Origin of the sequence: Paracoccus sp. 08 (genome assembly GCF_024105395.1) — a bacterium.
GTDB lineage: Bacteria > Pseudomonadota > Alphaproteobacteria > Rhodobacterales > Rhodobacteraceae > Paracoccus > Paracoccus marcusii.
Genome location: NZ_WEKR01000013.1, coordinates 12,015 through 35,180 on the forward strand (window position 1 = coordinate 12,015; position 23,166 = coordinate 35,180).

Annotated in this window: 20 protein-coding genes; 7 read left to right on the forward strand and 13 right to left on the reverse strand. The window is 64.8% G+C overall.

Annotated elements, in window-relative coordinates:
- Positions 1-21: 21 nt before the first annotated feature.
- Genes GBO37_RS06305 through GBO37_RS06330 form a run of 6 tightly spaced genes read right to left on the reverse strand, consistent with a single transcriptional unit; the run spans position 22 to position 5,314 of the window.
- On the reverse strand, positions 22-948 hold the full coding sequence (locus GBO37_RS06305) for an isoaspartyl peptidase/L-asparaginase family protein (RefSeq protein WP_252927892.1): 927 nt from the start codon (positions 946-948) through the stop codon (positions 22-24).
- Positions 948-1,850 carry a polysaccharide deacetylase gene (locus GBO37_RS06310; RefSeq protein WP_252927894.1) on the reverse strand — a complete coding sequence of 301 codons (903 nt, stop codon included), beginning with the start codon at positions 1,848-1,850 and terminating at the stop codon, positions 948-950. Before GBO37_RS06310 ends, GBO37_RS06305 begins: the two co-directional genes overlap by 1 nt.
- Positions 1,847-2,602 (reverse strand): SDR family NAD(P)-dependent oxidoreductase, encoded by a 756-nt coding sequence (locus GBO37_RS06315; protein WP_252927896.1) that lies wholly within the window; start codon positions 2,600-2,602, stop codon positions 1,847-1,849. The genes GBO37_RS06310 and GBO37_RS06315 overlap by 4 nt, the downstream gene beginning before the upstream one ends.
- Entirely contained in the window at positions 2,593-3,615 is a 1,023-nt protein-coding gene (locus GBO37_RS06320) for a ketopantoate reductase family protein (protein WP_252927898.1), read from the reverse strand. The genes GBO37_RS06315 and GBO37_RS06320 overlap by 10 nt, the downstream gene beginning before the upstream one ends.
- A complete protein-coding gene (locus GBO37_RS06325) occupies positions 3,612-4,313 on the reverse strand; it encodes a creatininase family protein (RefSeq protein WP_252927900.1) in 702 nt (233 codons plus the stop codon). Before GBO37_RS06325 ends, GBO37_RS06320 begins: the two co-directional genes overlap by 4 nt.
- The gene (locus GBO37_RS06330; RefSeq protein WP_252927903.1) at positions 4,310-5,314 is read right to left on the reverse strand and encodes a GntR family transcriptional regulator; all 1,005 of its coding nucleotides are present in this window, start codon (positions 5,312-5,314) and stop codon (positions 4,310-4,312) included. Before GBO37_RS06330 ends, GBO37_RS06325 begins: the two co-directional genes overlap by 4 nt.
- Positions 5,315-5,561: 247 nt before the next feature.
- On the opposite strand from GBO37_RS06330, the gene GBO37_RS06335 reads away from it, so the two are divergent.
- The 6 genes from GBO37_RS06335 to GBO37_RS06360 all read left to right on the forward strand — a co-directional run bounded on the left by GBO37_RS06335 (position 5,562) and on the right by GBO37_RS06360 (position 12,510).
- Positions 5,562-7,067: an ABC transporter substrate-binding protein gene (locus GBO37_RS06335; protein ID WP_252927905.1), complete on the forward strand. Its 1,506-nt coding sequence runs from the start codon at positions 5,562-5,564 to the stop codon at positions 7,065-7,067.
- Positions 7,068-7,159: 92 nt separating this feature from the next.
- Positions 7,160-8,134 (forward strand): ABC transporter permease, encoded by a 975-nt coding sequence (locus GBO37_RS06340; protein ID WP_252927907.1) that lies wholly within the window; start codon positions 7,160-7,162, stop codon positions 8,132-8,134.
- Positions 8,134-9,060, forward strand: a complete 927-nt coding sequence (locus tag GBO37_RS06345) for an ABC transporter permease (protein WP_252927909.1) — start codon at positions 8,134-8,136, stop codon at positions 9,058-9,060. Before GBO37_RS06340 ends, GBO37_RS06345 begins: the two co-directional genes overlap by 1 nt.
- On the forward strand, positions 9,057-10,022 hold the full coding sequence (locus GBO37_RS06350; protein WP_252927911.1) for an ABC transporter ATP-binding protein: 966 nt from the start codon (positions 9,057-9,059) through the stop codon (positions 10,020-10,022). The genes GBO37_RS06345 and GBO37_RS06350 overlap by 4 nt, the downstream gene beginning before the upstream one ends.
- Positions 10,019-11,041, forward strand: a complete 1,023-nt coding sequence (locus GBO37_RS06355; RefSeq protein ID WP_252927913.1) for an ABC transporter ATP-binding protein — start codon at positions 10,019-10,021, stop codon at positions 11,039-11,041. Before GBO37_RS06350 ends, GBO37_RS06355 begins: the two co-directional genes overlap by 4 nt.
- Entirely contained in the window at positions 11,038-12,510 is a 1,473-nt protein-coding gene (locus GBO37_RS06360) for a carboxypeptidase M32 (RefSeq protein WP_252927915.1), read from the forward strand. The genes GBO37_RS06355 and GBO37_RS06360 overlap by 4 nt, the downstream gene beginning before the upstream one ends.
- 472 nt (positions 12,511-12,982) lie before the next feature.
- Here the strand turns inward: GBO37_RS06360 and GBO37_RS06365 are convergent, their stop codons facing one another.
- From GBO37_RS06365 to GBO37_RS06375, 3 genes are read right to left on the reverse strand one after another with little or no spacing between them, the layout of a single operon-like run.
- Positions 12,983-16,240 carry an error-prone DNA polymerase gene (locus tag GBO37_RS06365; protein WP_252927917.1) on the reverse strand — a complete coding sequence of 1,086 codons (3,258 nt, stop codon included), beginning with the start codon at positions 16,238-16,240 and terminating at the stop codon, positions 12,983-12,985.
- Positions 16,241-16,256: 16 nt separating this feature from the next.
- Positions 16,257-17,789 (reverse strand): DNA polymerase Y family protein, encoded by a 1,533-nt coding sequence (locus tag GBO37_RS06370; protein ID WP_252927919.1) that lies wholly within the window; start codon positions 17,787-17,789, stop codon positions 16,257-16,259.
- The gene (locus GBO37_RS06375; protein ID WP_252927921.1) at positions 17,704-18,459 is read right to left on the reverse strand and encodes an ImuA family protein; all 756 of its coding nucleotides are present in this window, start codon (positions 18,457-18,459) and stop codon (positions 17,704-17,706) included. Before GBO37_RS06375 ends, GBO37_RS06370 begins: the two co-directional genes overlap by 86 nt.
- 286 nt (positions 18,460-18,745) lie before the next feature.
- Here GBO37_RS06375 and GBO37_RS06380 point away from each other — a divergent pair, with 286 nt between their 5' ends.
- Positions 18,746-19,366: an SOS response-associated peptidase gene (locus GBO37_RS06380; protein WP_252927923.1), complete on the forward strand. Its 621-nt coding sequence runs from the start codon at positions 18,746-18,748 to the stop codon at positions 19,364-19,366.
- Between the two features lie 35 nt (positions 19,367-19,401).
- Here the strand turns inward: GBO37_RS06380 and GBO37_RS06385 are convergent, their stop codons facing one another.
- From GBO37_RS06385 to GBO37_RS06400, 4 genes are all read right to left on the reverse strand, one after another.
- Complete coding sequence (locus tag GBO37_RS06385) at positions 19,402-20,052, reverse strand: thermonuclease family protein (RefSeq protein ID WP_252927925.1); 651 nt, start codon at positions 20,050-20,052, stop codon at positions 19,402-19,404.
- Between the two features lie 227 nt (positions 20,053-20,279).
- Complete coding sequence (locus tag GBO37_RS06390) at positions 20,280-20,765, reverse strand: RidA family protein (RefSeq protein ID WP_252927926.1); 486 nt, start codon at positions 20,763-20,765, stop codon at positions 20,280-20,282.
- Between the two features lie 22 nt (positions 20,766-20,787).
- Positions 20,788-21,207: a cytochrome c gene (locus GBO37_RS06395; RefSeq protein WP_252927927.1), complete on the reverse strand. Its 420-nt coding sequence runs from the start codon at positions 21,205-21,207 to the stop codon at positions 20,788-20,790.
- A gap of 7 nt (positions 21,208-21,214) precedes the next feature.
- Entirely contained in the window at positions 21,215-22,798 is a 1,584-nt protein-coding gene (locus tag GBO37_RS06400) for a flavin monoamine oxidase family protein (RefSeq protein WP_252927928.1), read from the reverse strand.
- Positions 22,799-23,166 lie beyond the last annotated feature (368 nt).

A 23,166-nucleotide genomic window follows, 5' to 3' on the forward strand; every position in this document is an offset into this window, starting at 1 on the left:
TCCTGAGCCTAGAAGCAAACTTCAGCGATAGATATACGACTTGAAGTCGGAGTCCTGTGTGACGGTGCCGCGATACATGCCTTCGCAGTTGAAGGGCAGGGACAGGTTCCCTTGGGCATCGACGGCGATGACACCACCTGATCCGTCATTCGATCCAAGGTCCTTCATGACCACATGGTGCGCCGCGTCCGCCAGTGTCTGCCCTGCATGACGCATTCGGGCCGCAATCTCGGCGGCGGCATGCCACCGGATGAAGATTTCGCCATGCCCGGTGCCAGATACAGCGCAGGTTTCGTTGTCCGCATAGGTGCCGGCGCCAATGACCGGGGTGTCGCCGATGCGGCCGGGCGACTTGGCCGTCATACCGCCGGTCGAGGTGGCTGCGGCCAAGTTGCCGTGTGTATCGCGTGCTACGGCACCCACGGTCCCGTGGCGACGGGCAGGGTCGGTATCGTCGATGCCATCGCGGCGCATCTGCAAGGTCGCCTGTAGGGCGTCCCAACGCTGTTGCGTAAAGAAATAGGGTGCATCCTCGAACGGCAGGCCGGCATTGCGTGCGACCTGCAGGGCGTTGGGGCCGATCAGCAGCACATGATCGGTCCGCTCCATCACCGACCGTGCGACCAGGATCGGGTTGCGCGGCCCCATGATGCCCGCGACGGCGCCGGCCTTGCGCGTGGCGCCGTCCATGACCGCGGCATCCATTTCCTGCCGGCCGTCCGACGTGAAGACCGCGCCCCGGCCCGCGTTGAACAGCGGTTCGTCCTCCAGCACGCAAACCGCCGCCGTGACGGCGTCCATCGCGCTGCCGGCCTGCGCCAGGACATCATGCCCTGCCTGCAGCGCGCGGCGCAGACCTGCGTGATACCGGGCCTCCAGGTCATCGGTCATGGTGTGGCGAAGGATCGTGCCGGCCCCGCCATGCACTGCGAGTGAAAATTTGGTCATCAGGAGGCTCCGTTGCCCAGTCCGGCCTGTTCCGCGCAATAGGCCGCGATCTGGGCATGTGTGGCGATCCAGCAGTCATCCTTGGTTGCGATCCGTTCCAGAAGTTGCTCAAGGATGAAGATGCGACTGCGGTATCCGGTAACATGCGGGTGCATGGTCAGCAGGAACAGCCCACCTTCGGCATAGGCGCCCTCGAATTCTCGCAGGAAGATGTCCAGCACATCCGCGGGCGGCGTATAGGGGCGCTGCGCCCCGAAGCGGTTCATCATGAAATACACCGCATCGTCGCGGATCCATTCGACCGGCAGCTCGACCATACCTGTCGGCTGTCCATCCTGGAGAATCTCGTAAGGGTCGTCGTCTGAGAACAGCGAACTATCATAGAGCAGCCCCATCTCTCGTGCGATCGAAAGGGTGGCGGGACTATAGTCCCAGGACGGCGTCCGCATCCCCACGGGCCGCCAACCGCTGACACGCTCCAGCGTGTCGGCCGCGCGCATCATCAGTTCGCGCTCCGTCGCGGCGTCCAGCGTGGTATTCAGTTCGTGGATCCATCCATGCAAGCCGATCTCGTGCCCGTCCTGCGCAAGGGCGCGCTGTTCATCCGGATGCAACAGCGCCGCGACCGCGGGGACGAAGAAGGTCGCCTTGACCTCGTGGCGGTCCAGCACCTGCCGAATTCGGGGAATGCCGCGCCGCGCGCCGAATTCGCCCCAGCTCAGACGGGCCACGGAATTGCCACCGTCGCGCAGTTCGTTGGTCTCGTGATCGCTGTCAAAAGACAGTGCCACGGCGCAGCGCGCACCGCCCGGCCATCGTTGGGGCAGAAGGCTGCGGCCCGCGCGCACCGCGCCGACCTTGGCGCGCCAGACGTCCTCTGGCCAGTCATGCGGGTCCATCATCCGTGCCCTCCGTCCACCTGCAGGATCTGTCCAGTGATCCAGTCCGCCTGCCGCGAGCACAGGAACGCGACCGCGTTGGCGATGTCGTCGGCCTGCCCAAGACGACGGAGATGGATGCTATCGATAATGCGCTTTTGCCTATCGGGCCCGAAGGCTTGCCACTGCTTTTCGGTCGAGGGATTGGACAGGATGAATCCCGGCGCTACCGAATTTACAGTGATCCCCGACTGCCCCAGCTCCAGCGCCAGTTGCTTCGTCAGCCCGACAAGGGCGTGCTTTGCGGCGGTATAGGCCTGGATGCCGGTCAGGCTGGGCTTCAGCCCCGCACCCGACGAGATGGTTACGATCCGGCCGCCGCCCGCCGCCTTCATTCCGGGGGTCAGCGCCTGCGCGCACCACATGACTGCGTCGACATTGGCCGCGAAGATGGCCCGCCAGTCGGCTTCGTCCACGGTGTCCAGGGGCCGGCCGACTTGATCACGGACACCGCCGGCGGCGGTGATCAGCCCGTCGACCCGAGCGTGCCGGTCCAGAACCGTTTCACAAAGCGCGCGGGCGCTCTCCTGCCGCCCGAGATCACCTGCGTGACAGCTGACGCCCGGCAGGCCGACCAGCGGCGTCAGCCCAGCATCGTCGATGTCCATCGCGGCCACCGTCGCGCCTGAGCCCGCAAGCGTCCGCACGATCGCCGCGCCGATGCCTTGGGCCGCCCCCGTGACGGCAAAGACCTGTCCTGCCAGGGTCAGCTGCATATCGCCACCATCCGGTCCAGAAGCGCGGTCGATTGCGTCCGGGTGCCGTTCTCGATGCCGTGGATCAGGTTGCACAACTCCGACAGGGCGGGGGTCGGTATGCCGTGTCCGCGGCCGATTTCGATCAGGACGCCGACCTGCGCATCGACCTCGGTCTTACGCTTGCGGATGGCCAGGTCGCGGTAGATGCCGGAATGGGTTTTCGCCGTCTTGCGGTTATGCGCCACCATGGCGTCGATTGAGGCATCCATCCGTGCGGTGTCACGGGTGAGGAATGCGTCCGGGTCGAAGCCGTTGAAGCCCAAGGGCGTGACGCCCTCGGCTTGGGCTAGACGCATGACCTCATGGCCCAAGGCCGCGTAAACCGGGCGCCATTGGGCAGGGTCCATCGCGTCGGACATCGATTCCGGCGTCAGCGCGGTCGCGAACAGCAGCGCGCCATAGCCCATCTTGCCCCACAGATAGCCCCAGATGTTGTTGGTGACGACCGCCTCGGGTTCGACCAGGGCGAACAGGGCGTGCATCTCGCGCACTCGCGGGCTGATGCGACCGTCCAGTTCGCCCAAGGCGACCGCAGCCCGATTGCCGTAAAGGATGCGGCCCGGCGCCAGCCAGTCCGCGCCGAAGTTGACAAAGCAGCCGACCGTGCGATCCGCGCCGATCATCTCAGCGATCACGCGCTCGTTCAGGCCGTTCTGCGCCGACACGACGAAGCCGTCCTGCGCAAGGTGCGGCATCAGCATCAGCATGGCCTGCCGGGTGTGATGCGCCTTCACGGCCAAAATCACACGGCGATAGGTGCCGGTCAGCGTGGCAGGGGTCTCAGCCGGAAGGATTTGAGCGAACTCCTCGACGGGGCCTTCGATACGCAGACCGTCGCGACGCATGGCCTGGACATGATCGGCCTCGATGTCGACCATCTGCACAGGGTGGCCGGCGCGGGCTGCATAGGCGCCCAAGATGCCACCGATGGCCCCGGCCCCCCAGATCAGGATGGGTTCCCCGGCGGTCATGCCCAATCGCCTTCGATCAGGGCACGGGTTTCCGCGACGGCGACCTGCCAGATGCCGTCCATATGGTCGTCTGGCTTTTGATAGTGGCCGCCGTAATTGCCGTCTCCGATCAGGTCGCGCACGCCTTGCGCGTTCCGATCGCGCAAGCGGTCGAAATCGACATAGGGTTTCTGCTCCGGCGGCACCGGGCGCCCCGGCAGTCGGGTCCAAGGGAAATTCTCCATCCATGATGCGTGGGAGGCCACCGGGTCGACGGCCTGCACGGCAGCCCAGGTGCGCGGCGCCCGCCACCAGTCATGGAACCGACACCGCGCGCCGGGACGGGCCTGCATCCATTCGGCGCAGACCGGCTGGACCGGGCTGTTGCCGCCATGCCCGTTCACGATCAGCACACGTCGGAAGCCTGTGTCGTAAAGACTGTCCAGGATATCCCTCACCAGTGCCGCATAGGTCGACAGCTTCAGGGAAACGGTGCCGGGAAAGGCCATGAAATAGGGCGTCAGTCCATAAGGCACCGCCGGAAAGACCGGGACGCCCAAAGGTGCGGCTGCATCGGTGGCGATCTTTTCGGAAAGGATTGAATCGACCGACAGGCTCAGATGGGCATGCTGTTCGGTGCTGCCCAGGGGCAGGATGCAGCGGTCGTCCGTTTGCAGATAGGCCTCGATGTCGAACCACGAGCTTTCGGAAATCTTCATGGCGTCTCTCCTTTGGTGGCGCCAGCCGTGCGGAGGGTCTCCAACGCCGGCAACAGCTGGGTCTGCACGGCATGGCTGTCGGGGGTGTGGCGATATTCGATGCTGGTCTGCTGGGGGCCCAGGCGGGATCCCAGATAGTCCGCCCCTGTCGCGTGGATCAGCACGTCGCAGTCCGCCAGTAGGCGATCAAGATCCTCGGCGTTGCGTGCGATGGCGGTCACACGACCCAGATGCGGTGCGAACCGACTGACGCCAGCCTTCAGCACGCTAAGGAAATCATCGAAATATGAGACCAGCAGCACGCGCGCATCTGGTCGGATGCCGGCAAGGGCCACGCGTGTGGCTTCGTTCGGGATCAGGATCATGCTGACCTGCGGGATGCCCGGAAACAAATCGGCCGCCTGTGTCGCAAGCGTCCGCGGTGAGACGACCAGATCGACGCGGGCAGGCAGGTCGTCCCGTCGGTCGATGGTCCAAGGCATGACATCGTCGTCTGGCGACAGATACGGCGTCAGATCCCGGGCATAGGCCGCGGTCGCGTCACTGAACGTCCCTAATACCACGACGCGCAGGGGACGCGGCGCTGCGGACGCCGCCATCGTCACGCGAAAGGCAATATCCTGCGCTGTCAGCCCCAGCTCACGCCCAGCTGCGACAAGCGCGGCGATCTGACGTTCCAGTGCGGCCAACTGCCGCGTGCGTGCGGCGCAAGGGATGCCGCGATCAGTAACGAAGGTGCCCGATCCGATGCGCCCCTCGATCTGGCCTCGTTCCTGCAAGGCGGCAAAGACGTTGCTGACCGTGACAGGCGACATCCCTAATGTCGCCGCGAGCTTTCGCACCGAAGGTAGGCGGCTGCCGGGGGGGATGTCGCCCGCAGCGATCCCGTATTCCAATGCTCCCCGCAGCTGCACGGAAACCGGGACCGATGAGGCCGGGTCAATTGCATGGGCAATCCGCGACAGGGCGGCGTCCAGCTCAAGGGTGGGGTCTGCGCTCATACCGTATCATTGAATGATAACAGTTAGTGGCTCAAGAACAATTTTGGCGATATTGCGATGAACCGATGGTCAGAAGTCTAGCAGCAACGACAGCTTAAGACATTTAATTTCGAAAATTTCTTGACGTGCAAAAAAAACGGCCTCTAGTGTTACAGTCAATGATAACAGGTGAGGTTCGGAAATGGCTAGAAATGCTCTTTACTCGGGAATCGCTTTCGTCGCCTTGATGGCTGCCGCACCGGCGGTCATGGCGCAGGATCTGACCATCGGCCTTCGCGCCGGCCCGGATTCGATCGATCCGCACTGGTCGACCTTGGGTAGTCAGGCCGAGGCGCTTCGTCATGTCTTCGATACGTTGGTCGATGCGGATGAGACGCTGCAGCTGCAGCCGGGCCTCGCCGTCAGCTGGACACCCATTGACGACACCACCTGGGAGTTCAAGTTGCGCGAAGGCGTGACCTTCCATGACGGCACGCCCTTCACAGCCGAGGACGTCAAGTTCTCGATCGAGCGCATTCCTGCCGTTACCGGCCCGATGCCTATGACCCTTTATACCAAATATGTCGCGTCGGTCGAAGTCGTGGACGACTATACGCTGCGCATCACGACCAACGGGATGGCACCGTCCCTGCCGAACGACTTCACGCGCCTGTTTGTTGTTCCGTCCGAGACCGGGATGGAAGCAGGGAACGAGGAATTCAATTCCGGCGAGAAGGCGATCGGCACCGGCCCTTACAAGTTCGTCAGCTGGCAGCCCAAGGGCGACTTGGTTGTCGAACGCAACGATGATTACTGGGGGGAGGCCCCGGCGTGGGAGCGGGTCACGCGCCGCGAGATCCCCGACGATGCCGCACGTGTTGCTGCCCTTAAGTCGGGACAGGTGGACATGATCAACTATGTTCCTGCCACTGATTATCTGGCGATGCAGTCCGACAGCAACCTCGACACGTTCGTATCGGATTCGATCTACATCCTGAACATTGCGCCGTCGGTGAAGGATGAGGAGCCGCAGCCCATCAAGGTCAACGGGCAGGAGATCGATGGCAACCCACTGCAGGACGTGCGCGTCCGTAAGGCGCTGGATCTGGCGATCAACCGCGACGTCCTGGTGGACGTGGTGCTGGAGGGTCTGGGCACGCCGGCCAACCAGCTGATGCCCGAAGGGTTCTTCGGCTATTCGTCGGACATCCCGGCGCCGGCCTATGACATCGATCAGGCCAAAGCGCTGCTAACCGAGGCAGGTTATCCCGACGGGTTCGAGATCGACTTCACCTGCACGAACAATCGTGTTCCCGGCGACGCGGTGGTCTGCGAGGCATTGGCCCAGATGTGGTCGCGCCTGGGCCTGACGGTGAACGCGCAGGCCTTGAACGGCACGGTCTTCTTCCCGGCGGCGCAGCGAGAAGAATACACGATGACCATGTCCGCCTGGGGCACGCTAACCGGCGAGGCGGCCTATACCTATGGTGCGCTTGTCCATACCCAGGACGCCGAGAAGGGTTTTGGCAATTTCAACAGGTCCGGCTATTCGAACCCCGAATTCGACCGGATCTTCAGCGAGGGAAGCCAGACCTTGGATACGGACGTGCGCCGCGAGCTTTATGAGCAGGCGTCCGAGATCGCGATGGAGGATCGCGCGCTGATCCCTACCGTAATTCTGCAGAGCGTGTGGGCATCGAAGGCGGGCATGGTCGATTTCACCCCTCGCGTCGACCAGGAAACCCGGGCCTACGCGATCACCCCGAAAGAGTAATCTGACAACCGTGTGGCGCGTCCCTATTAGGAGGCGCGCCGCCGACGCCCCCTGTCGGGCGATATCGGGCAGGGAAGAAACGGGGGATTGCGATGTTTGGCTATCTTGTCGGTCGACTGATACAGGCGATGATGGTCGTGTTCGTCATGTCGGTAATCGTCTTTGTTGGCGTCTACGCGATCGGCAACCCGATCGACGTGATGATCGACCCCGGCGCAAGCCAGGAGATCCGCGAGAACCTGATCCGGCAATACGGGTTCGACCAGCCCCTGTGGCAACAGTATTTCACCTTCGTCGGCAATGTGTTCCAAGGCGATCTGGGCCGGTCCATGGTCTACAACATCCCGGTCACGTCGCTTGTCTTTTCGCGTCTGCCCGCGACGCTGGAACTGGTGCTGGTGTCCGTGGGAATCGCTACGCTGATCGGCGTGCCTGCCGGAATGTATGCGGGCTACCGTCCGAACGGCATCCCTGCCAAGCTGATCATGGCGCTGTCCGTCCTGGGTTTTTCCGTTCCAACCTTCTGGATTGGGATGCTGCTGATCATGGGGTTCGCCGTCAATCTCGGCTGGCTGCCTTCTGGGGGGCGCGGAGAGGTCGGGCAGGTCCTGTGGTTGAAAACGTCGTTGGCGACTGCGGATGGCTGGGCACACGTGATCATGCCGGCGGTCAATCTGTCGCTGTTCAAGATGGGCCTGATGATCCGACTGACCCGTGCCGGCATGGTCGAGGCGATGGGAACGGATTACGTCCGCTTTGCGCGCGCGCAGGGACTGCCCGACCGGCAGATCGTGTTCGGACACATCATGCGCAATATCTCGATCCCGCTGGTCACCGTGTTCGGGCTGGAACTGGGCTCGACCCTCGCGTTCGCGGTGGTCACCGAGACCGTCTTCAACTGGCCGGGCGTAGGCAAGCTGATCATCGACAGCATCCTGCAATTGGACCGACCGGTCATGGTTTCCTACTTGGTGATGGTCGTGCTGCTGTTCGTGATGATCAACTTGGTCGTCGACCTGATCTATGCGCAGCTTGATCCCCGCGTCCGTCTGAAGGGAGGCTCTTGATGGCCCATATCGGAAACGTCCTGGTGGTCCCTTCCGCGGCCTCGGCCGAGACGCGGGTGATGCGCCTGCGCAACTTCTGGTCCGACTATCGCCGGTCGTGGGTGGCGGTCGGCGCGCTGGTGGTGATCGTGGCGTTGCTGGTCGCGTCCTTCGGGGCACCTTGGCTGGTGCCGCAGGATCCCTATGATCTAGGGCAACTGGATTGGGCGGATGCCTTCCTGCAACCGGGCCAGACGGGATCCGGCGGCTATGTCCATCTGCTCGGCACGGACAATGCGGGTCGCGATATGCTTTCGGCGATCCTTTATGGATTGCGGACCAGCTTCCTGATCGGGATCTTGGCCGGGGTGCTGGCGCTGACCTTGGGGATCAGCATCGGCCTGACGGCCGCGTATTTCGGCGGCCGGATCGAGGCGTTGCTGATGCGGATCGTGGACCTTCAGTTGTCCATGCCCGCCATCCTGCTGGCCTTGGTGATGGCCGCCGTTCTGGGGCAAGGGGTGCCGCAGATCATCCTGGCCTTGGTAGTGGCGCAATACGCCTACTTCGCCCGCACGACCCATGGCGCCGCGTCTGTCGAGCGTCGAAAGGACTATATCGAGGCCGCCCGGTCGACCCCGCTGCCGACCCGGCGGATCCTGTTCAAGCATCTATTGCCCAACGTCCTGCCCCCGCTAATCGTCGTGGCCACCGTGCAGGTTGCCAGCGCCATTTCACTGGAGGCGACGCTGTCCTTTCTGGGCGTAGGCCTGCCGCTGACTGAACCGTCACTGGGGTCGCTGATCTCCAACGGCTTCAAGTATATCCATGCCGGGCGTTCATGGCTGTCCATCTATCCCGGCGTCTTTCTGATGATCACGGTCGTGGCCATCAACCTGGTCGGCGATCAGGTCAGGACCGTGATCGACCCGAGGAACAGCCGATGACCGCAGCACTGGACGTCAAGGGACTGACCACGCGGTTCGAGACTCGCGCAGGTCATGTCACAGCTGTCAACGATGTCAGCTTCGCCGTGCAGCCCGGCCGGATCATGGGCCTTGTGGGCGAAAGTGGGTCTGGAAAGAGCGTCACCGGTTTCTCGATCCTTGGTCTGATCGACGCACCGGGAGAGGTTACGGCAGGTGCCGTCCTGGTCGACGGCGTGGATCTCCGGCTGCTGTCCACGGAGGACCTGCGCAAGATGCGCGGCCGCAAGGTCGCGATGGTCTTTCAGGATCCGATGATGACCCTGAACCCGGTCCTCCGCGTGGGTGACCAGATGGCGATGGCGGTGCGGGTCCATCAGGCCATGTCCAAATCGGATGCCTTGGAGCACGCACGGAAGGCACTGGAGGTGGTGGGCATTCCATCCCCCGCAGAGCGCCTCAAGGCCTATCCGCATCAGCTGTCCGGCGGCATGCGCCAGCGGGTTGCGATCGCTATGGCGCTTCTCCACAGCCCATCGGTCATCATTGCCGACGAGGCCACGACGGCGCTGGATGTATCGATCCAGGGCCAGATCTTGGCCGAAGTGCGCGAGTTGGCAGACAAGACTGGCGCTGCCATTGTCTGGATCACTCACGATCTGGCCGTGGTATCCAGCCTGGCCGACGATATCTGCGTGATGTATGCGGGCCGCATCGTCGAACGCGGCACGGCGGAACAGGTGATCGGGGGCCCGCGGCACCCCTATACCCAAGGGTTGCTGGACTCGATCCCAGCACTCCATGAACCTGGTCGTAAGCTTCCGCAGATCCCCGGATCGACGCCACAGCTTTCGCGCCTGCCGGAGGGGTGCCCGTTCCGGCCCCGCTGCCCCCGTGCGACCGACCTGTGCCGCACCGAGCCGCCGCTGGATGTCCGCGACGGGCAGGCCGTCTTGTGCCACCACCCTCTGGAGGGCGTATGACCGATCCGATCCTGAAGATCGATACCGTTTCGAAGCAGTTCACTGGCAGGCCAGGACTGGCAGAGCGTCTGGCCGGTAAGTTCACCGGCGGGGGCAAACCCGTGATCGTGCATGCGCTGACTGACGTGTCACTGGAGGTCGCAAAGGGCGAGGTTCTGGGCATCGTCGGTGAATCCGGCTGCGGGAAATCGACGCTGGGTCGGGTCATCGCGGGCATCCATGCTCCGACCTCGGGCAGCGTGACGTTGAACGGCCAGCCGATTGCCGATCAGCGGGGTGGCACCATCCACAAGCGGACGACGCAGGTCCAGATGATCCATCAAGACCCCTTCGCCAGCCTCAACCCGCGGATGAAGGTCGGCGAGACCTTGGCAGAAGGTCCGCGCTATCATGGCATCATCCCCGCGGATCAGGTGCGCACCCGCGTCCGTGCCCTGCTGGAGCAGGTCGGGCTGGAGGCAGCCTATGCCGACCGGCTGCCGCACCAGTTTTCCGGCGGCCAGCGTCAGCGGATTGCCATCGCCCGCGCCCTGGCGATGCAGCCCGAGGTGCTGGTGCTGGACGAGGCCGTGGCCTCGCTTGATGTGTCGATCCAGGCGCAGGTTCTGAACCTGTTCATGGACCTACGCCACGATCTGGGCCTGACCGCGCTGTTCATCAGCCACGATCTGTCGGTCGTCCGTCATGTCTGCGATCGCGTGGCAATCATGTATCTGGGCCGGCTGGTCGAACTGGCGCCGGCCGATCAGCTTTATGCGGATCCGCGCCACCCCTATACCCGCGCGCTGTTCGCCTCGATCCCGACCGTGGGCACGGGCCGCGGCCGGTTCGAGGCCATCAAGGGAGAGATCCCGTCCCCGATCGCACCGCCGCCCGGTTGCGCCTTCCATCCGCGCTGCCCCTTCGCCGGCTCGCGGTGCCGCACCGAGGTGCCGCGGCTGACCGCGGCCGGGCCGGTGCGGACGGTGGCCTGTCATCTGAACGACGGCGGGGTCGATATGCAGAAAGGTGCCGCATGACCATTGATCTTCGCACTCGGATTGGACAGCTGAACGACGTGCTTTGCACGGTCAACATGCTCAATTGGGACGCACGCACGCAAATGGCCTCGGGCGGTGCCGAAACGCGCGGCCACCAGGTTGCTACGCTGATGGGCATCGCGCGTCAGATGATCCTCGACACGGCCATGCAGGATGCTGTTGATGCGGCCGGCGACGACCCTCAAGCCTATGCCGTGCGGGAGGCCATCGACCATCACGCCCGCTTGCCGGCGGATCTGCTGCAGGCCAAGGCACAGCATGCGACAGTCGCTGGCGCAGCTTGGGCAAAGGCTCGCGCACAAGGTGATTTTGCAATCTTCCAACCGCATCTGGAAAAGGTCGTGACCTTGGCACGTCGGACTGCCGATGCTCTTGGTCATCAGGGGCATCCTTACGATCCCATGGTGCAGGTTTTCGAACCGGGCGAGACGGCAGCCAGCTTGGAGACACTCTTCGACAGCCTTCGCGCGGGCATTCTTCCCATCCTGGATCGCGCACGCGCCCGACCCGCACCCCGCACGGATTTCCTCTATCGGGACTACGATCCGCGGCTTCAGAAGCAGTTCGCGACCAAGATCGCCCACGCCTTGGGCTATGATTTCGACCGGGGCCGCCTGGACACCGCTGTCCACCCCTTCGAGGTCAGCTTTACTCGCAATGATGTCCGCATCACGTCACGATGGTCCCGCAACTATCTGCCGATGTCGATCTTCGGCACCATCCACGAGGTCGGCCACGCGCTCTATGAACAGGGCGTTGACCCGATCCACACTCGCAGCGCCTTTACGACGGACATGATTGGGCTCTACGCCGTGGGCGGCACCAGCTTCGGCATGCATGAAAGCCAGTCGCGTCTTCTCGAAAACCACGTTGGGCGCGGTCCGGCCTTCTGGCATGCGCATTTCCCGCATCTTCGCGATACCTTTCCCGACCAGCTTTCCGACGTGACGACGGAAGAGTTCGTCGCTGCGGTCAACAGGGTCGAACCGGGGCCCATTCGTGTTGAGGCTGACGAGTTGACTTATGACTTGCATATCATGCTGCGCGTCCGGATTGAGATGGCCCTCATGGAGGGCAGCCTGGAGGTGGCTGACATACCCGACACCTGGAACCAGGCGATGAAATCTGATCTGGGGATCGAGATCGACAGTGACGCTCACGGGTGCTTGCAGGACGTTCATTGGTCATCCGGATATATAGGATCGTTTCCGACCTACACGATCGGCAATATGACGGCCGCACAGTTGATGCGGCACCTTGGAGAAGGATCGCCAGGGGTCATCAGCGCGGTGAACGAAAGCAATCTAGAACCACTCCGAGGCAGCTTGAGAGAGGCGGTTTGGAAGCACGGGCGGTCATTGACACGTGCTCAGATATTGGACCGCCTCGGCCTGGCGAGTAACGATCCCTCCGCCTATCTCGAATACTTGGACCGCAAATTCAGCTGACAAACTGTTTGCGATGGTATGCTTGCCGTGACGCGGCTACCGTTGCAAAGCTGATAATCGGCCGGGCGCATGTCCATCAACGTCATTGAGGCAACTCGACGACTTAAGTTGTCATATTCGACCTCGATTTGCTACCTAACCGGTTCGGTTCGGAGAGTGGTTGACCTGCGGTGGCTGAGCTATTGCGGCAATTCGGCACTCCGGTCAGCTAGTTTTCACCATCAAGGCTGATCCTGCCGCAAGAGAAGTTGCTCCGCATACGAATGGCCGCTTCTCGCATATACATAAGCTAATTCGGTGCAATACCAACACGCCGCTTCTCACCCCTCCCATCGACAAGGGTGCTCACCTGACGTTCGATAGGGTGACCGTCCGCTTTGGGCTGATGCCGCGACTGCTATACTGCACCACCGTCGGGCTGCTTGCCGCCCGTGACGCGCCCTCTCCCGAGCGAAGGTGGCACAGCTTCACCTTACCTAAAGTCCTTCGTCTTCACCCTGACAGTGTCGATATGCAGATCCGGGATGTAGATGTCGCGCGGCGCCGGTGGGGTGGCGTTACCCGTCAGGCTCCCGCCGGTTGCCCTAAACTCATCCCCTCGGCCGTGAGTCAGCGGGAACGCGTCGCCGCGCTGGCCGATGCTGGCGAGGTCGGCTGAGAGGTCGGTGATGCGGTGGACGACGAGATGGACGACCTCGCCCTCGCGCTGCACTTGGCCCGCGACGGCGATCATGCCGGCGCCGAGGATGGTGCGACGGTTGGCCTCGAAGACCTTGGGCCAGACCACCAGGTTGGCGATGCCGGTCTCGTCTTCCAGCGTGATGAACATCACACCCTTGGCGGAGCCCGGGCGCTGGCGGACCAGGACGATGCCCGCCACCTCGCAGCGGCGGCGGTTGCGAGAGGCCATCGCTTCTGCGCAGGGGATCATCCGGCGGCGGGCGAGGTCGTCGCGCAGAAAGGCCACCGGGTGGCGGCGCAGCGACAGGCCGGTATGGCCGTAATCCTCGACCACCTCGCGCCCGGCGGCCATCGGGCGCAGGGCGACGGTGGGCTCGGCGAACTCCGGTGGTGCTGCGCGTGCCTCGGCTGCGGCGAAGAGGGGCAGGTCCTCGTCGGCCAGCCCCTTGAGGTGCCACAGCGCCTCGCGGCGCCCGAGGCGCAGGGCAGGGCGGAAGCCGTCGGCCTCGGCGATCCGGGTCAGGGCTGCAATGGGGGTGCGGACGCGGCGCCAGAGATCCTCGACCGAGGTGAAGGGCTGATCCGCGCGGCCGAGCACGATCGCCGCCGCATGGGCGTTGGCCAGGCCCTTGACCATCCGCAGCCCGAGCCGGACCGCGAAGCGCCGGCTGTCGCAGAGCGGCTCCAGGGTGCAGTCCCAATGCGAGGCGTTGATGCAGACTGGGCGGACCTCGACCCCGTGGTCGCGCGCGTCGCGCACGATCTGGGCGGGGGCGTAGAAGCCCATCGGCTGGCTGTTCAGGAGCGCCGCGCAGAACACGTCCGGATGCCAGCACTTGAGCCAGGCCGAGGCATAGGAGATCAGCGCGAAGCTCGCGGCATGGCTTTCGGGAAAGCCGTAACTGCCGAAGCCCTCCAGCTGGCGGAACGTCCGCTCGGCAAAGTCGCGGTCGTAACCGCGCGCGGCCATGCCCTCGATCAGCTTGTCGCGGAACCGGGACACGCCGCCGGTGAACTTGAAGGTCGCCATGGATTTGCGGAGCATATCGGCCTCGCCGGGGGTGAAGCCCGCGCATTCGATGGCGACGCGCATGGCCTGCTCCTGGAAGAGCGGCACGCCGAGTGTCTTGCCCAGCACCTTTTCCAACTCGGGGGTGGGGAAATTCACGGCCTCCTGTCCCGCCCGCCTGCGCAGGTAGGGATGGACCATGTCGCCCTGGATCGGGCCGGGTCGGACGATGGCCACCTGCACGACGAGATCGTAGAAGGTGCGGGGCCGCAGCCTTGGCAGCATCGACATCTGCGCCCGGCTCTCGATCTGGAAGGTGCCGAGCGTGTCGGCCTTGCGGATCATCGCATAGGTGCGCGGATCCTCGGCCGGGATGTTGGCCAGATCGTGCCGGATGCCCTTGTTTTCGGCCAGGAGCTGCAGGCCCTTGGCCATGCAGGTCAGCATGCCCAAGGCCAGCACGTCCACCTTCATGAAGCGCAGCGCCTCGATGTCGTCCTTGTCCCATTCGATGATCTGGCGATCCTCCATCGCCGCAGGCTCGATGGGCACCAGATCGTCCAGCCGGTCATGGGTCAGCACGAAGCCGCCCGGATGCTGGCTGAGATGCCGGGGCGTGCCACGCAGCTGGGCTGCCAGCTCCAGCGTCAGGCGCAGGCGGCGGTCATCCGGGTTGAGGTTCAGGGCGCGCAACTCGTCATCGGCGATCCCCTCCTCGGACCAGGCCCAGATCTGGCTGGAGAGCGCCCGGATCAGGTCCTCAGGCAGGCCCAGGGCTTTGCCCACGTCGCGCAGCGCGCCCTTGGTGCGATAGCGGATCACCACGGCGGTCAGCGCGGCGCGGTCGCGGCCATAGGTGCGGTAGATCCACTGGATGACCTCCTCACGCCGCTCATGCTCGAAGTCCACGTCGATGTCGGGGGGCTCGCGGCGCTCCTCGCTGACGAAGCGCTCGAACAGCAGGTCATTGCGCCCCGGATCGATGGAGGTGATTCCCAGCACGAAGCACACGGCCGAGTTCGCGGCCGACCCCCGGCCCTGGCAGAGGATGTCGCGCGAGCGGGCGAAGCGGACGATGCTGTTGACGGTCAGGAAGTAGGGGGCATAGTCCAGCCGGTCGATCAGGCGCAGCTCATGCTGCAGGCTGGCGGTGACCTCGGCCGGGACGCCCTCGGGATAGCGCCCGGCCGCGCCCTCCCAGGTCAGCCGCTCCAACGTGGCCTGAGCGGTGACTGTGGGATCGTCGCGCTCCTCGGGATACTGGTATTCCAGCTCATCGAGCGAGAAGCGGCAGGCGTCCGCGATCCGGGCCGATCGGGCCAACGCTTCGGGGTAGCGGGTGAAGAGCCGATGCATCTCCCCCGGCGTCTTCAGGTAGCGGTCGGCGTGACGCTCGCGGCGAAAGACCAGGGCGTCGACGGTGGTGTTGTGGCGGATCGCGGTGACCACGTCCTGCAGGATGCGGCGGTCGGGGGTGTGGAACAGCACGTCGTTGGTGACCACGGTTGCCACCCGCATTCGGGCGGCGAGGTTCGACAGCTCATGCAGCCGCAGCTGGTCGTTGGGGCGCCGCCGCAGGGTCAGCGCAAGGTGGGCGCGGTCGACGAAGGCCTCGCGCATCCGGCGCAGCTGCAGGGCGCAGAGATCATCCGCCTGATCGGGGATCAGGATGCCGATCAGGCCCTCGCAGGCGGCAGCCACGTCCGACCATTCCAAGTGGCACTTGCCCTTGCCTGCCCGCCCCTTGCCGACCGACAGCAGCCGGCAGAGGCGTGACCAGGCGGGGCGGTCGGTCGGATAGACCAGCAGCGACATGCCGCAGGCCAGGTCCAGCCGGCAGCCGACGATCAGGCGCACCCCGGTCTCCTTGGCCGCCACATGGGCGCGCACGATCCCGGCCAGCGAGTTGCGGTCGGTGACGGCCAGGGCCTCCATCCCCATCAGGGCGGCGGTGGCGAACAGCTCCTCGGCCGAGGAGGCCCCGCGCAGGAAGGAGAACTGCGAGGTGACCTGCAACTCGACGTAAGGAGGACCTGTCATCTAAAAAAAACCTCGCTCATCCGAACATTCCATGCAGGAACCAGCGATGCGATCCGGTGGCCCGGTCCTCGCCGTCGCCCTGGCGGAAGATCCAGTAGCGGGCCCCGGCCTCGTCCTCGATGCGGAAGTAGTCGCGCACGGCCTGCGCCTCGGCGTCGCGCTTCCACCATTCGCCGAAGATGCGTTCCGGCCCGTCGGCGCATTGCACGTGGCGCCGCACGCCGCGCCAGAGGATCCAGCGCGGCGGATGGTCGGGCAGCAGCGCCATGGTCTCGATGGGCTCGGGCCGCGGCAGCAGGCGCGCGGGGCGCGGCCAGTGGTCGGGCCAGGCGTCCATGCCGGGAGTGGCCGTGTCCGCCAGCGGCGGGATGCGGATGATGGCGCGTTCCGGCACGTCGCTGGCAACAGCTGCGAAGCGGAAGACCGACCGAGCCCCGAGCCGGTTCGACAGCGTGTCGATCAGGCCGGAGAGATCGGGCGCCGCCTCCTCCAAGAGCGAAGTCGCCGCCTGTCGCGGCACCAGCGGCTCGGCGATCGTGGCGGTCAGGGTCATGATCTCGATGCCGAGGCCCGGATCGAGTGTGACGATCCGGTCGCAGAGCAGCCGGGTCAGCCGGGCCGGGTCGCGCTGCGGCACGGCGAGGCCCACGCGCAGGACCTCGGTGCGGTTGTCGATCCGCGAACAGAGCAGGTCCAGCCGCCGCGCGCCGAGCCCCTTGCCAGCCAGCTCGGTGCAGAGCCGGCCCACCAGCTTGCCGATATAGCGGGCGAGGGTCTCGGGCGCGGCTATGGGTTCGGCGAAGGCGCGGCGGATCTCGATCAGCCCCTCCGGGCGCAGGGGCGCGATCGGCTCGGAGGCCAGCCCCCGTGCCTGATCCAGACGCCGGCACAACTCCGCGCCAAAGCGGCGCGTCAGGGGTGCGCGCGGCTGCTCCATCAGATCACCGATGGTCTCGAAGCCGAGATCCCGCAGCCCGGCCGCGGTGGCGGCGGGCAGGCGCAGCGTCTCCAGGGGCAGCGGCGCCAGCGCGGCGTCCGACGCACCGGGGGGCACGATGATGACGCCGTTCGCCCCGTGCCGTGCCAGCGCATGGGCCGCGCCCCAGCTATCGGCCAGGGCCAGCCGCGCGGTGATGCCGGAAAGCGCCAGCTTGCCTGCCAGCAACTCTAGCATCGCGGCCTCGCCGCCGTGCAGGTGATCGGCGCCGGTGGAGTCGATGACGATCCCGTCCGGCGGATCGGCCGATACGATGGGCGCGACCCGCTGCAGAAGCCAGAGCGCCAGACGCTCCAACGCCGCGGCATCGGCCCCGGCGTCGTCCGCCTCTATGCGCAGATCCGGCACCAGCGCCTGCGCCCGGCTGACCGTCATACCCTTCTGCAAGCCGAGGTCCCGCGACGCGGGACAGGCAGCGGTGATCACCCGCCGGTTGCCTGCGCGACCGGCGATGATCAACGGTCCGTCACCCGACGGCGATATGACGCCCGCCTGCCGTTGCCGCCGATCGATCGGCCACATCGGCAGGAAGACGGAGATGACCCGCGCCATCGCATGCCTCCAGTTCGAGATCGAAGGAATCCCCGGCCCGGGCCCGGATCAGCTCGACGAGCCACCGCGCCCGGCCGATGCCCGGAACGTGCAGGGGCACGGAGGGCAGCTCGGACACCCGCCATCGGGTCATCGCCGCGGTCGGCTGTCCGAAATCGCTGGCATCGGCCTGCCGCCGCCAGCGCCTGAGTGCCAGGCCAATGGTGCCCGACCCCTTGGCTGCGAGGTGCAGCCGGCGCGAGGCGGTCATCGACAGCCGCGCCACGTCGCCCACCACCGCGGCCAGTCCGCCATGGCGCAGGCCTTCCTCCATCGCGGCTAGGACCGAGATGTCGTCGCCGGCCTCCACATGGATCACCCGCTCGGGCGGCAGGCCCACCTGCGCCAATCCCGGCGCGAAGAGATCGGCCTGGGTCACGCACCACAGCACCTGGCCCGTCATCCGCGCGGCGATACCCGCCACGAAGCAGGCAGCCGCCGCGCCGTCCACTGCGCCCTGGCCGCCTCCGGCCACCTCGTGCAGTGCGCCGAGCGATAACCCGCCCTGTGGCAAGCGCTGATCCAGCTCCCGCACCCCGAACGGCAAGACGCCGTGCTGGCGCGCTCCCGTGCCATCGATCTCGCCGATCCGGGCGCGCAATTCGGCCAGGGCGGGGCGGACGGCTGGCATGGGACGGGGCTCCTCAGGGTTGGCAATGAACAGGTCTGATTAGTTCCTGTTTTGTTCTCGTGATGCCATTCTGTCAACCGATGTGGCAGAGGTTCCAGCGTGAGTCTGGGCGCCGACGCCACAAGGTATTGGAGAGGCTGGATTCAAAGCGGGGGATAAGTCACCGGGAGACGTGGTGACTGATCCATCCTGATCCCCGACAGGGGCAATGCGTCGGCCGCCGCGACATTGACGCAGGCGGAAAGCAGGCCCAGAACGGAAGCCAGACCAGCGCGAGGGCCGGGCGATGTGCAATCTGTATAACGTGACAACCTCGCAGGAGGCACTGACCCGCCTGATCGATGGGCTCACCGACCGCGCCGGAAACCTGGCGTCCGGCAGCGTCTATCCAGATCAGCTTGCGCCGATCATCCGCAACGGCGACGACGCCCCGGAGCTGGTCAAGGCGCGATGGGGCATGCCCTCGCCGCCGTCGGTGCTGAAGACCGCACGCGACCCGGGCGTCACCAACGTGCGCAACCTCGGCTCGCCGCATTGGCGGCGCTGGCTGGGGCAGGGACATCGCTGCCTGGTGCCGGTCACCAGCTTCTCGGAGCCGCGCGGCAAGGGGCAGGGGGTGCAGTGGTTCACACCGACCGATCGAGATACGACGATGTTCTTTGCGGGGATCGAAACGCGCGGCTGGACCTCGCTCCGCAAAGTGAAGGATGGCGAGACGACCGATGATCTCTACGCCTTCCTGACCTGTCCGCCGAACGCCGAGGTCGCGACGATCCATCCCAAGGCGATGCCGGTGATCCTGACCCGTCCCGAGGAATGGAACGCCTGGCTCAGCGGCATCCGCGCCGAGGAGCTGCAGCGGCCGCTGCCGGACGGCGCGCTGAGACTGGTCGACGCGGCGCTCTGAGCGGCATGGACGGCAGGGAGAATACCGTGGACGGTCTAGCCCCGTGGCGCTCGCCACCCGGCCGTCCGCGCCTCTTCCTCGCTGCAGAACCAGCGCTCGCCCCGCGCGTCGCTGATTCGGATCGCGGCATAGCTGCGGCTATCAGGCAGATGATAGATACGCTCGCCCGATTGCGAGATGTTGCCCTTTATCCGGCAGCCAGGCGCGTCTGAAGTGTCCGCCCGCTTGGTGGCTCGATACTCCCATGCTGGTTGGTTCTCTCCGGACCAGATTCCAATACCCCGCTGCCGAGCGGCCGCCTCCGCAGGTGCGTAGGCATCCGAGTAGCGCAGATAGGCCCAGGCCAGGCCTTCCGACACCATTGCCTCGGCGAGGTCGACCCCAGCCGCTTCACAGCGCGCAACGCGTCGGTCGTAGCGGTCGCGCTCGACTTCGGAACAGGTGACGGAATGGTCCTGCACGAGCATGGCGAGGCGGCTGGTGGCGACTGTTCCGCATGGCCATTCAGATCCAACTGCGTCACGGCACGTCTGCTCACGCTCCGGTGCGTCGATCCCGTGAAGGCGGATCGGAATGCCGTGGAGCCGCAATCCGTCGCCGTCCACGATCTCAGCCGATCCTGTCTGAAACGCGTTGGACAGGTCCCGACCATGGACAGACGACATGCCCATCAGCAATAGCGTCATGATTCTAGGTATGAATGACAGGGAGGCGATGGGGATTTGTAAGATGGCCATACAACTGCTTCTAGAATGAAGCTGTGGCCGTGTGGCTCGCTCATTGGTTCATATGCTGCTGATGCCGTCAGGCGTGCTTCCCGCAGGTAGGCGCCTTCAACTTGCTCCTCCGTCACAGGCTACAAGCCCTATCTGCGAGCGTCCGGCCCGGCGCCTCGACGCCGGACCGGATCGGGTCAGGGACGAACGGCCGTAACTTCGAGTTCGACCAGCCACGCCGGGTTCACCAGCGCTTCGACCACCATCGCGGAACGGACGGGCAGGTTCGGCTGCTCGTCCGTGCCGAAGAACTGACGATAGCCGGCCATGAAGCCGTCGAAATCGACCGCCTCACCCTCTGGAGCCACCAAGAACGCCTGCATCTTGATGATGTCGCCGACGCTCATGTCCATCGCCTCCAACTGGCTCTGGATGCGGGTCATGACGCTGACTGTCTGCTCCTCTGTGTCGCCATAGGCCTCAAGGCTGCCGGGTTCGGCGTCCTGGTTGATGACGGCCGGGACAGTGCCGCTGAGATAGACGGTCGTCATTCCCGCGGGCACCTCCACGGCCTGCAGGATCGGAAAGTCCGAGTTCGGGATTGGGTGGCGGATCAACTCCTGCGCGGCGGCGGGCAGAGAGAGGGCGGCAGACAAGGCAAGTCCGGCGAACATGGTCTTCATGATAGGTCCTTTTTCGTTCAGTTCAGCGTGCGTCAGCGACGTGCTCGGGAGTGGCAGGGTCTTCGGAGAAGTCGTTGCCGAATGAGGTGCGGATGTAATTGACGACGTCGGCGATCTGGGTGTCGTCCAGAACGCCGCCCAAGGGCGGCATCGCCTTCTGCCCATTCAGGATCACATAGATGGCGTAGTCGGGCATCAGCAGGTTATCGTTGCCGGCCAGCGCCGGATAGTCGCCGGCGCCGCTGGCGCCTTCGCCCTCCGGCATGTGGCAGGCGGCGCAGATCGCCTCATAGACCTGTTGTCCGCCGGTCTGGGTCAGTCGCGCCGGGTCCTCGAACCAACCGGCACGGTCGATCATCGCAGCCTCGCTCGCCTCTTGCGCAAAAGCGGCGGGCGCCAGCGTCAATGCAGTGGCCATCACGGTCATCATTCGGGTCATCATGGCCTCCTCAGCTTTCCGTAACGGTGACATGCAGACGCTGGACGGCGTCCAGTGCGGACAGGATCGCGCCTTCCATCCAAGCGGGCAGATAGGAGATATGCTCGCCTGCCATCAGCGTCCGGCCATCCATCGTGGTGGCGTCCATGTAGTCGGCGTCGCGGTCCTTCCAGATGCCATAGCATCCCCGCACCCAAGGCACCTTGTGCCAGCCGACCGAGACGCCCGAGACGAACTCGTCCCGATACTGCGGATGGATCTGGCTGCCATAGTCGAGGACAGCCTCGATCCGGTCCGAGGGCGGCAGCGCGTTGAACTGATAGGACGACGCGCCCCAGCTGTAAGCCGCCAGCAGGACGCCCGGTCCGTCGCTGAAATAGTCGGTCGAGGGATAGGAAATCAGCGAGATCGGCAGGTTGGTATAGCTGATGCCGCCATAGATATGATCGTCCTGCTCCCAGAAGCGGCGCTTGAATTCCAGCCCGCACTTAAAGGAAGAGGCGTAATACATGCCGTCGATGATGCCCGACATGCGCGCCGAGAAGTCATGATCGATCTGCCCAAGGATCGAGAAGGGGATCGTGCAGATGCAGTAGTCGGCCGTCTCGGTCTGTTCCTCTCCACCGTCGGCTGGCACCCATGTCGCGGTGACGGTATCGCCCTCGTGGCGGATGCGGGTCACCTTCGCTTGGAAGGTGATCAGATCGCCCACCTCGCGTTCGAAGGCCTGGGCGATCTGGTCCATCCCGCCAACGGGCTGGAAGATCGTCGACTGCATGTGCAGGTTGTCGCCTGCCGTCAGGTTGCGCCACAGGTTCGATTGCAGGATGACCGACAGAGGATGGATCTCGGAGGGCTCGGGCTTGCCGGTCGTGCCGCCACCTTCGGGAACAGCCCAACCACGATAGGCCGATGATGCCTCGCCCGTCACATATGCCATGTCGTCATTCAGCGCGCCGTAGCGCTTCAGCGCGTCCATCAGCAGCTGGGCATCCGCTTCGGTCACATCCGCATCCAGCGCCTGCTGGTCCACGACCTTTGCCAGAAGCTCTGCCACATGGCCGCGGAAGTCTGTCGAGATCTCCTTGAAGCGCTGCGGCTGGCCATCGAACGCGGCAGTGTTGTGCAGATAGGCATTGTAGTTGACTTGGATGAACGGCTCCAGCTTCACGCCAAAGCGCTTGCAGTAGTCTAGGACAGCGTAGTGGTCGGAGGGGATCCGCCACGGGCCGGGGTTCAGGTAGTTGCCTTCGGAGAAGGTGACGTCCTGCGTGTCGCCGCCTAGTTCAGTGTATCTGTCGCCTCCACGCAGCGTCCAGCACCTTCCCCCAGCCTTCTCGCGGAACTCCAGCACCTTCACCTGATAACCTGCGGCTCGAAGCTCGTAGGCTGCCGTCATGCCCGCGAGTCCTGCACCCAGGACCAGCACGCGCGTGCCGTTTACACTACCCTGCAGGTCAAGCCGCCCCGCATAAGTCGAACCCTGCGCCAGCCCCATCGTGCTCATGGCGCCATACATCGCACCTGCACCCGCTACCGCACCGATCATCGACAGCAGCGAGCGCCGAGATATTCCATCCGAGTTGAAGGTCATGCCTGCCCCTTGTTCCTTCGCTCCGGCGTCACGGACACGCCAGATGCGTGAGCTGAGATGACGCAGGGCGGTGCAACCGGGGCAACGGATCGCAAAATGCATTGCATGCAAAATTGTCGAGTGCGGAACAAGGCGACAGGCTATATGCAATTCTGCTTGCACAATGTGCAATTCGGACAGCACTGGGAGTGGTAGATCACCGACAGCACCTCGACCAGCTACGCCCGATCACATTGGGCAAACCGCCTCAAGCTGGTCTGGAAATACTTATCAAGAGAAGTAACGGGCCAATGCTGCCAGTCGGCCCCTGGCGGGCGCTGCGGTGCAGCCTTCCAAAATCAGACGTTCATGCTCGGCGCGGCGAAACG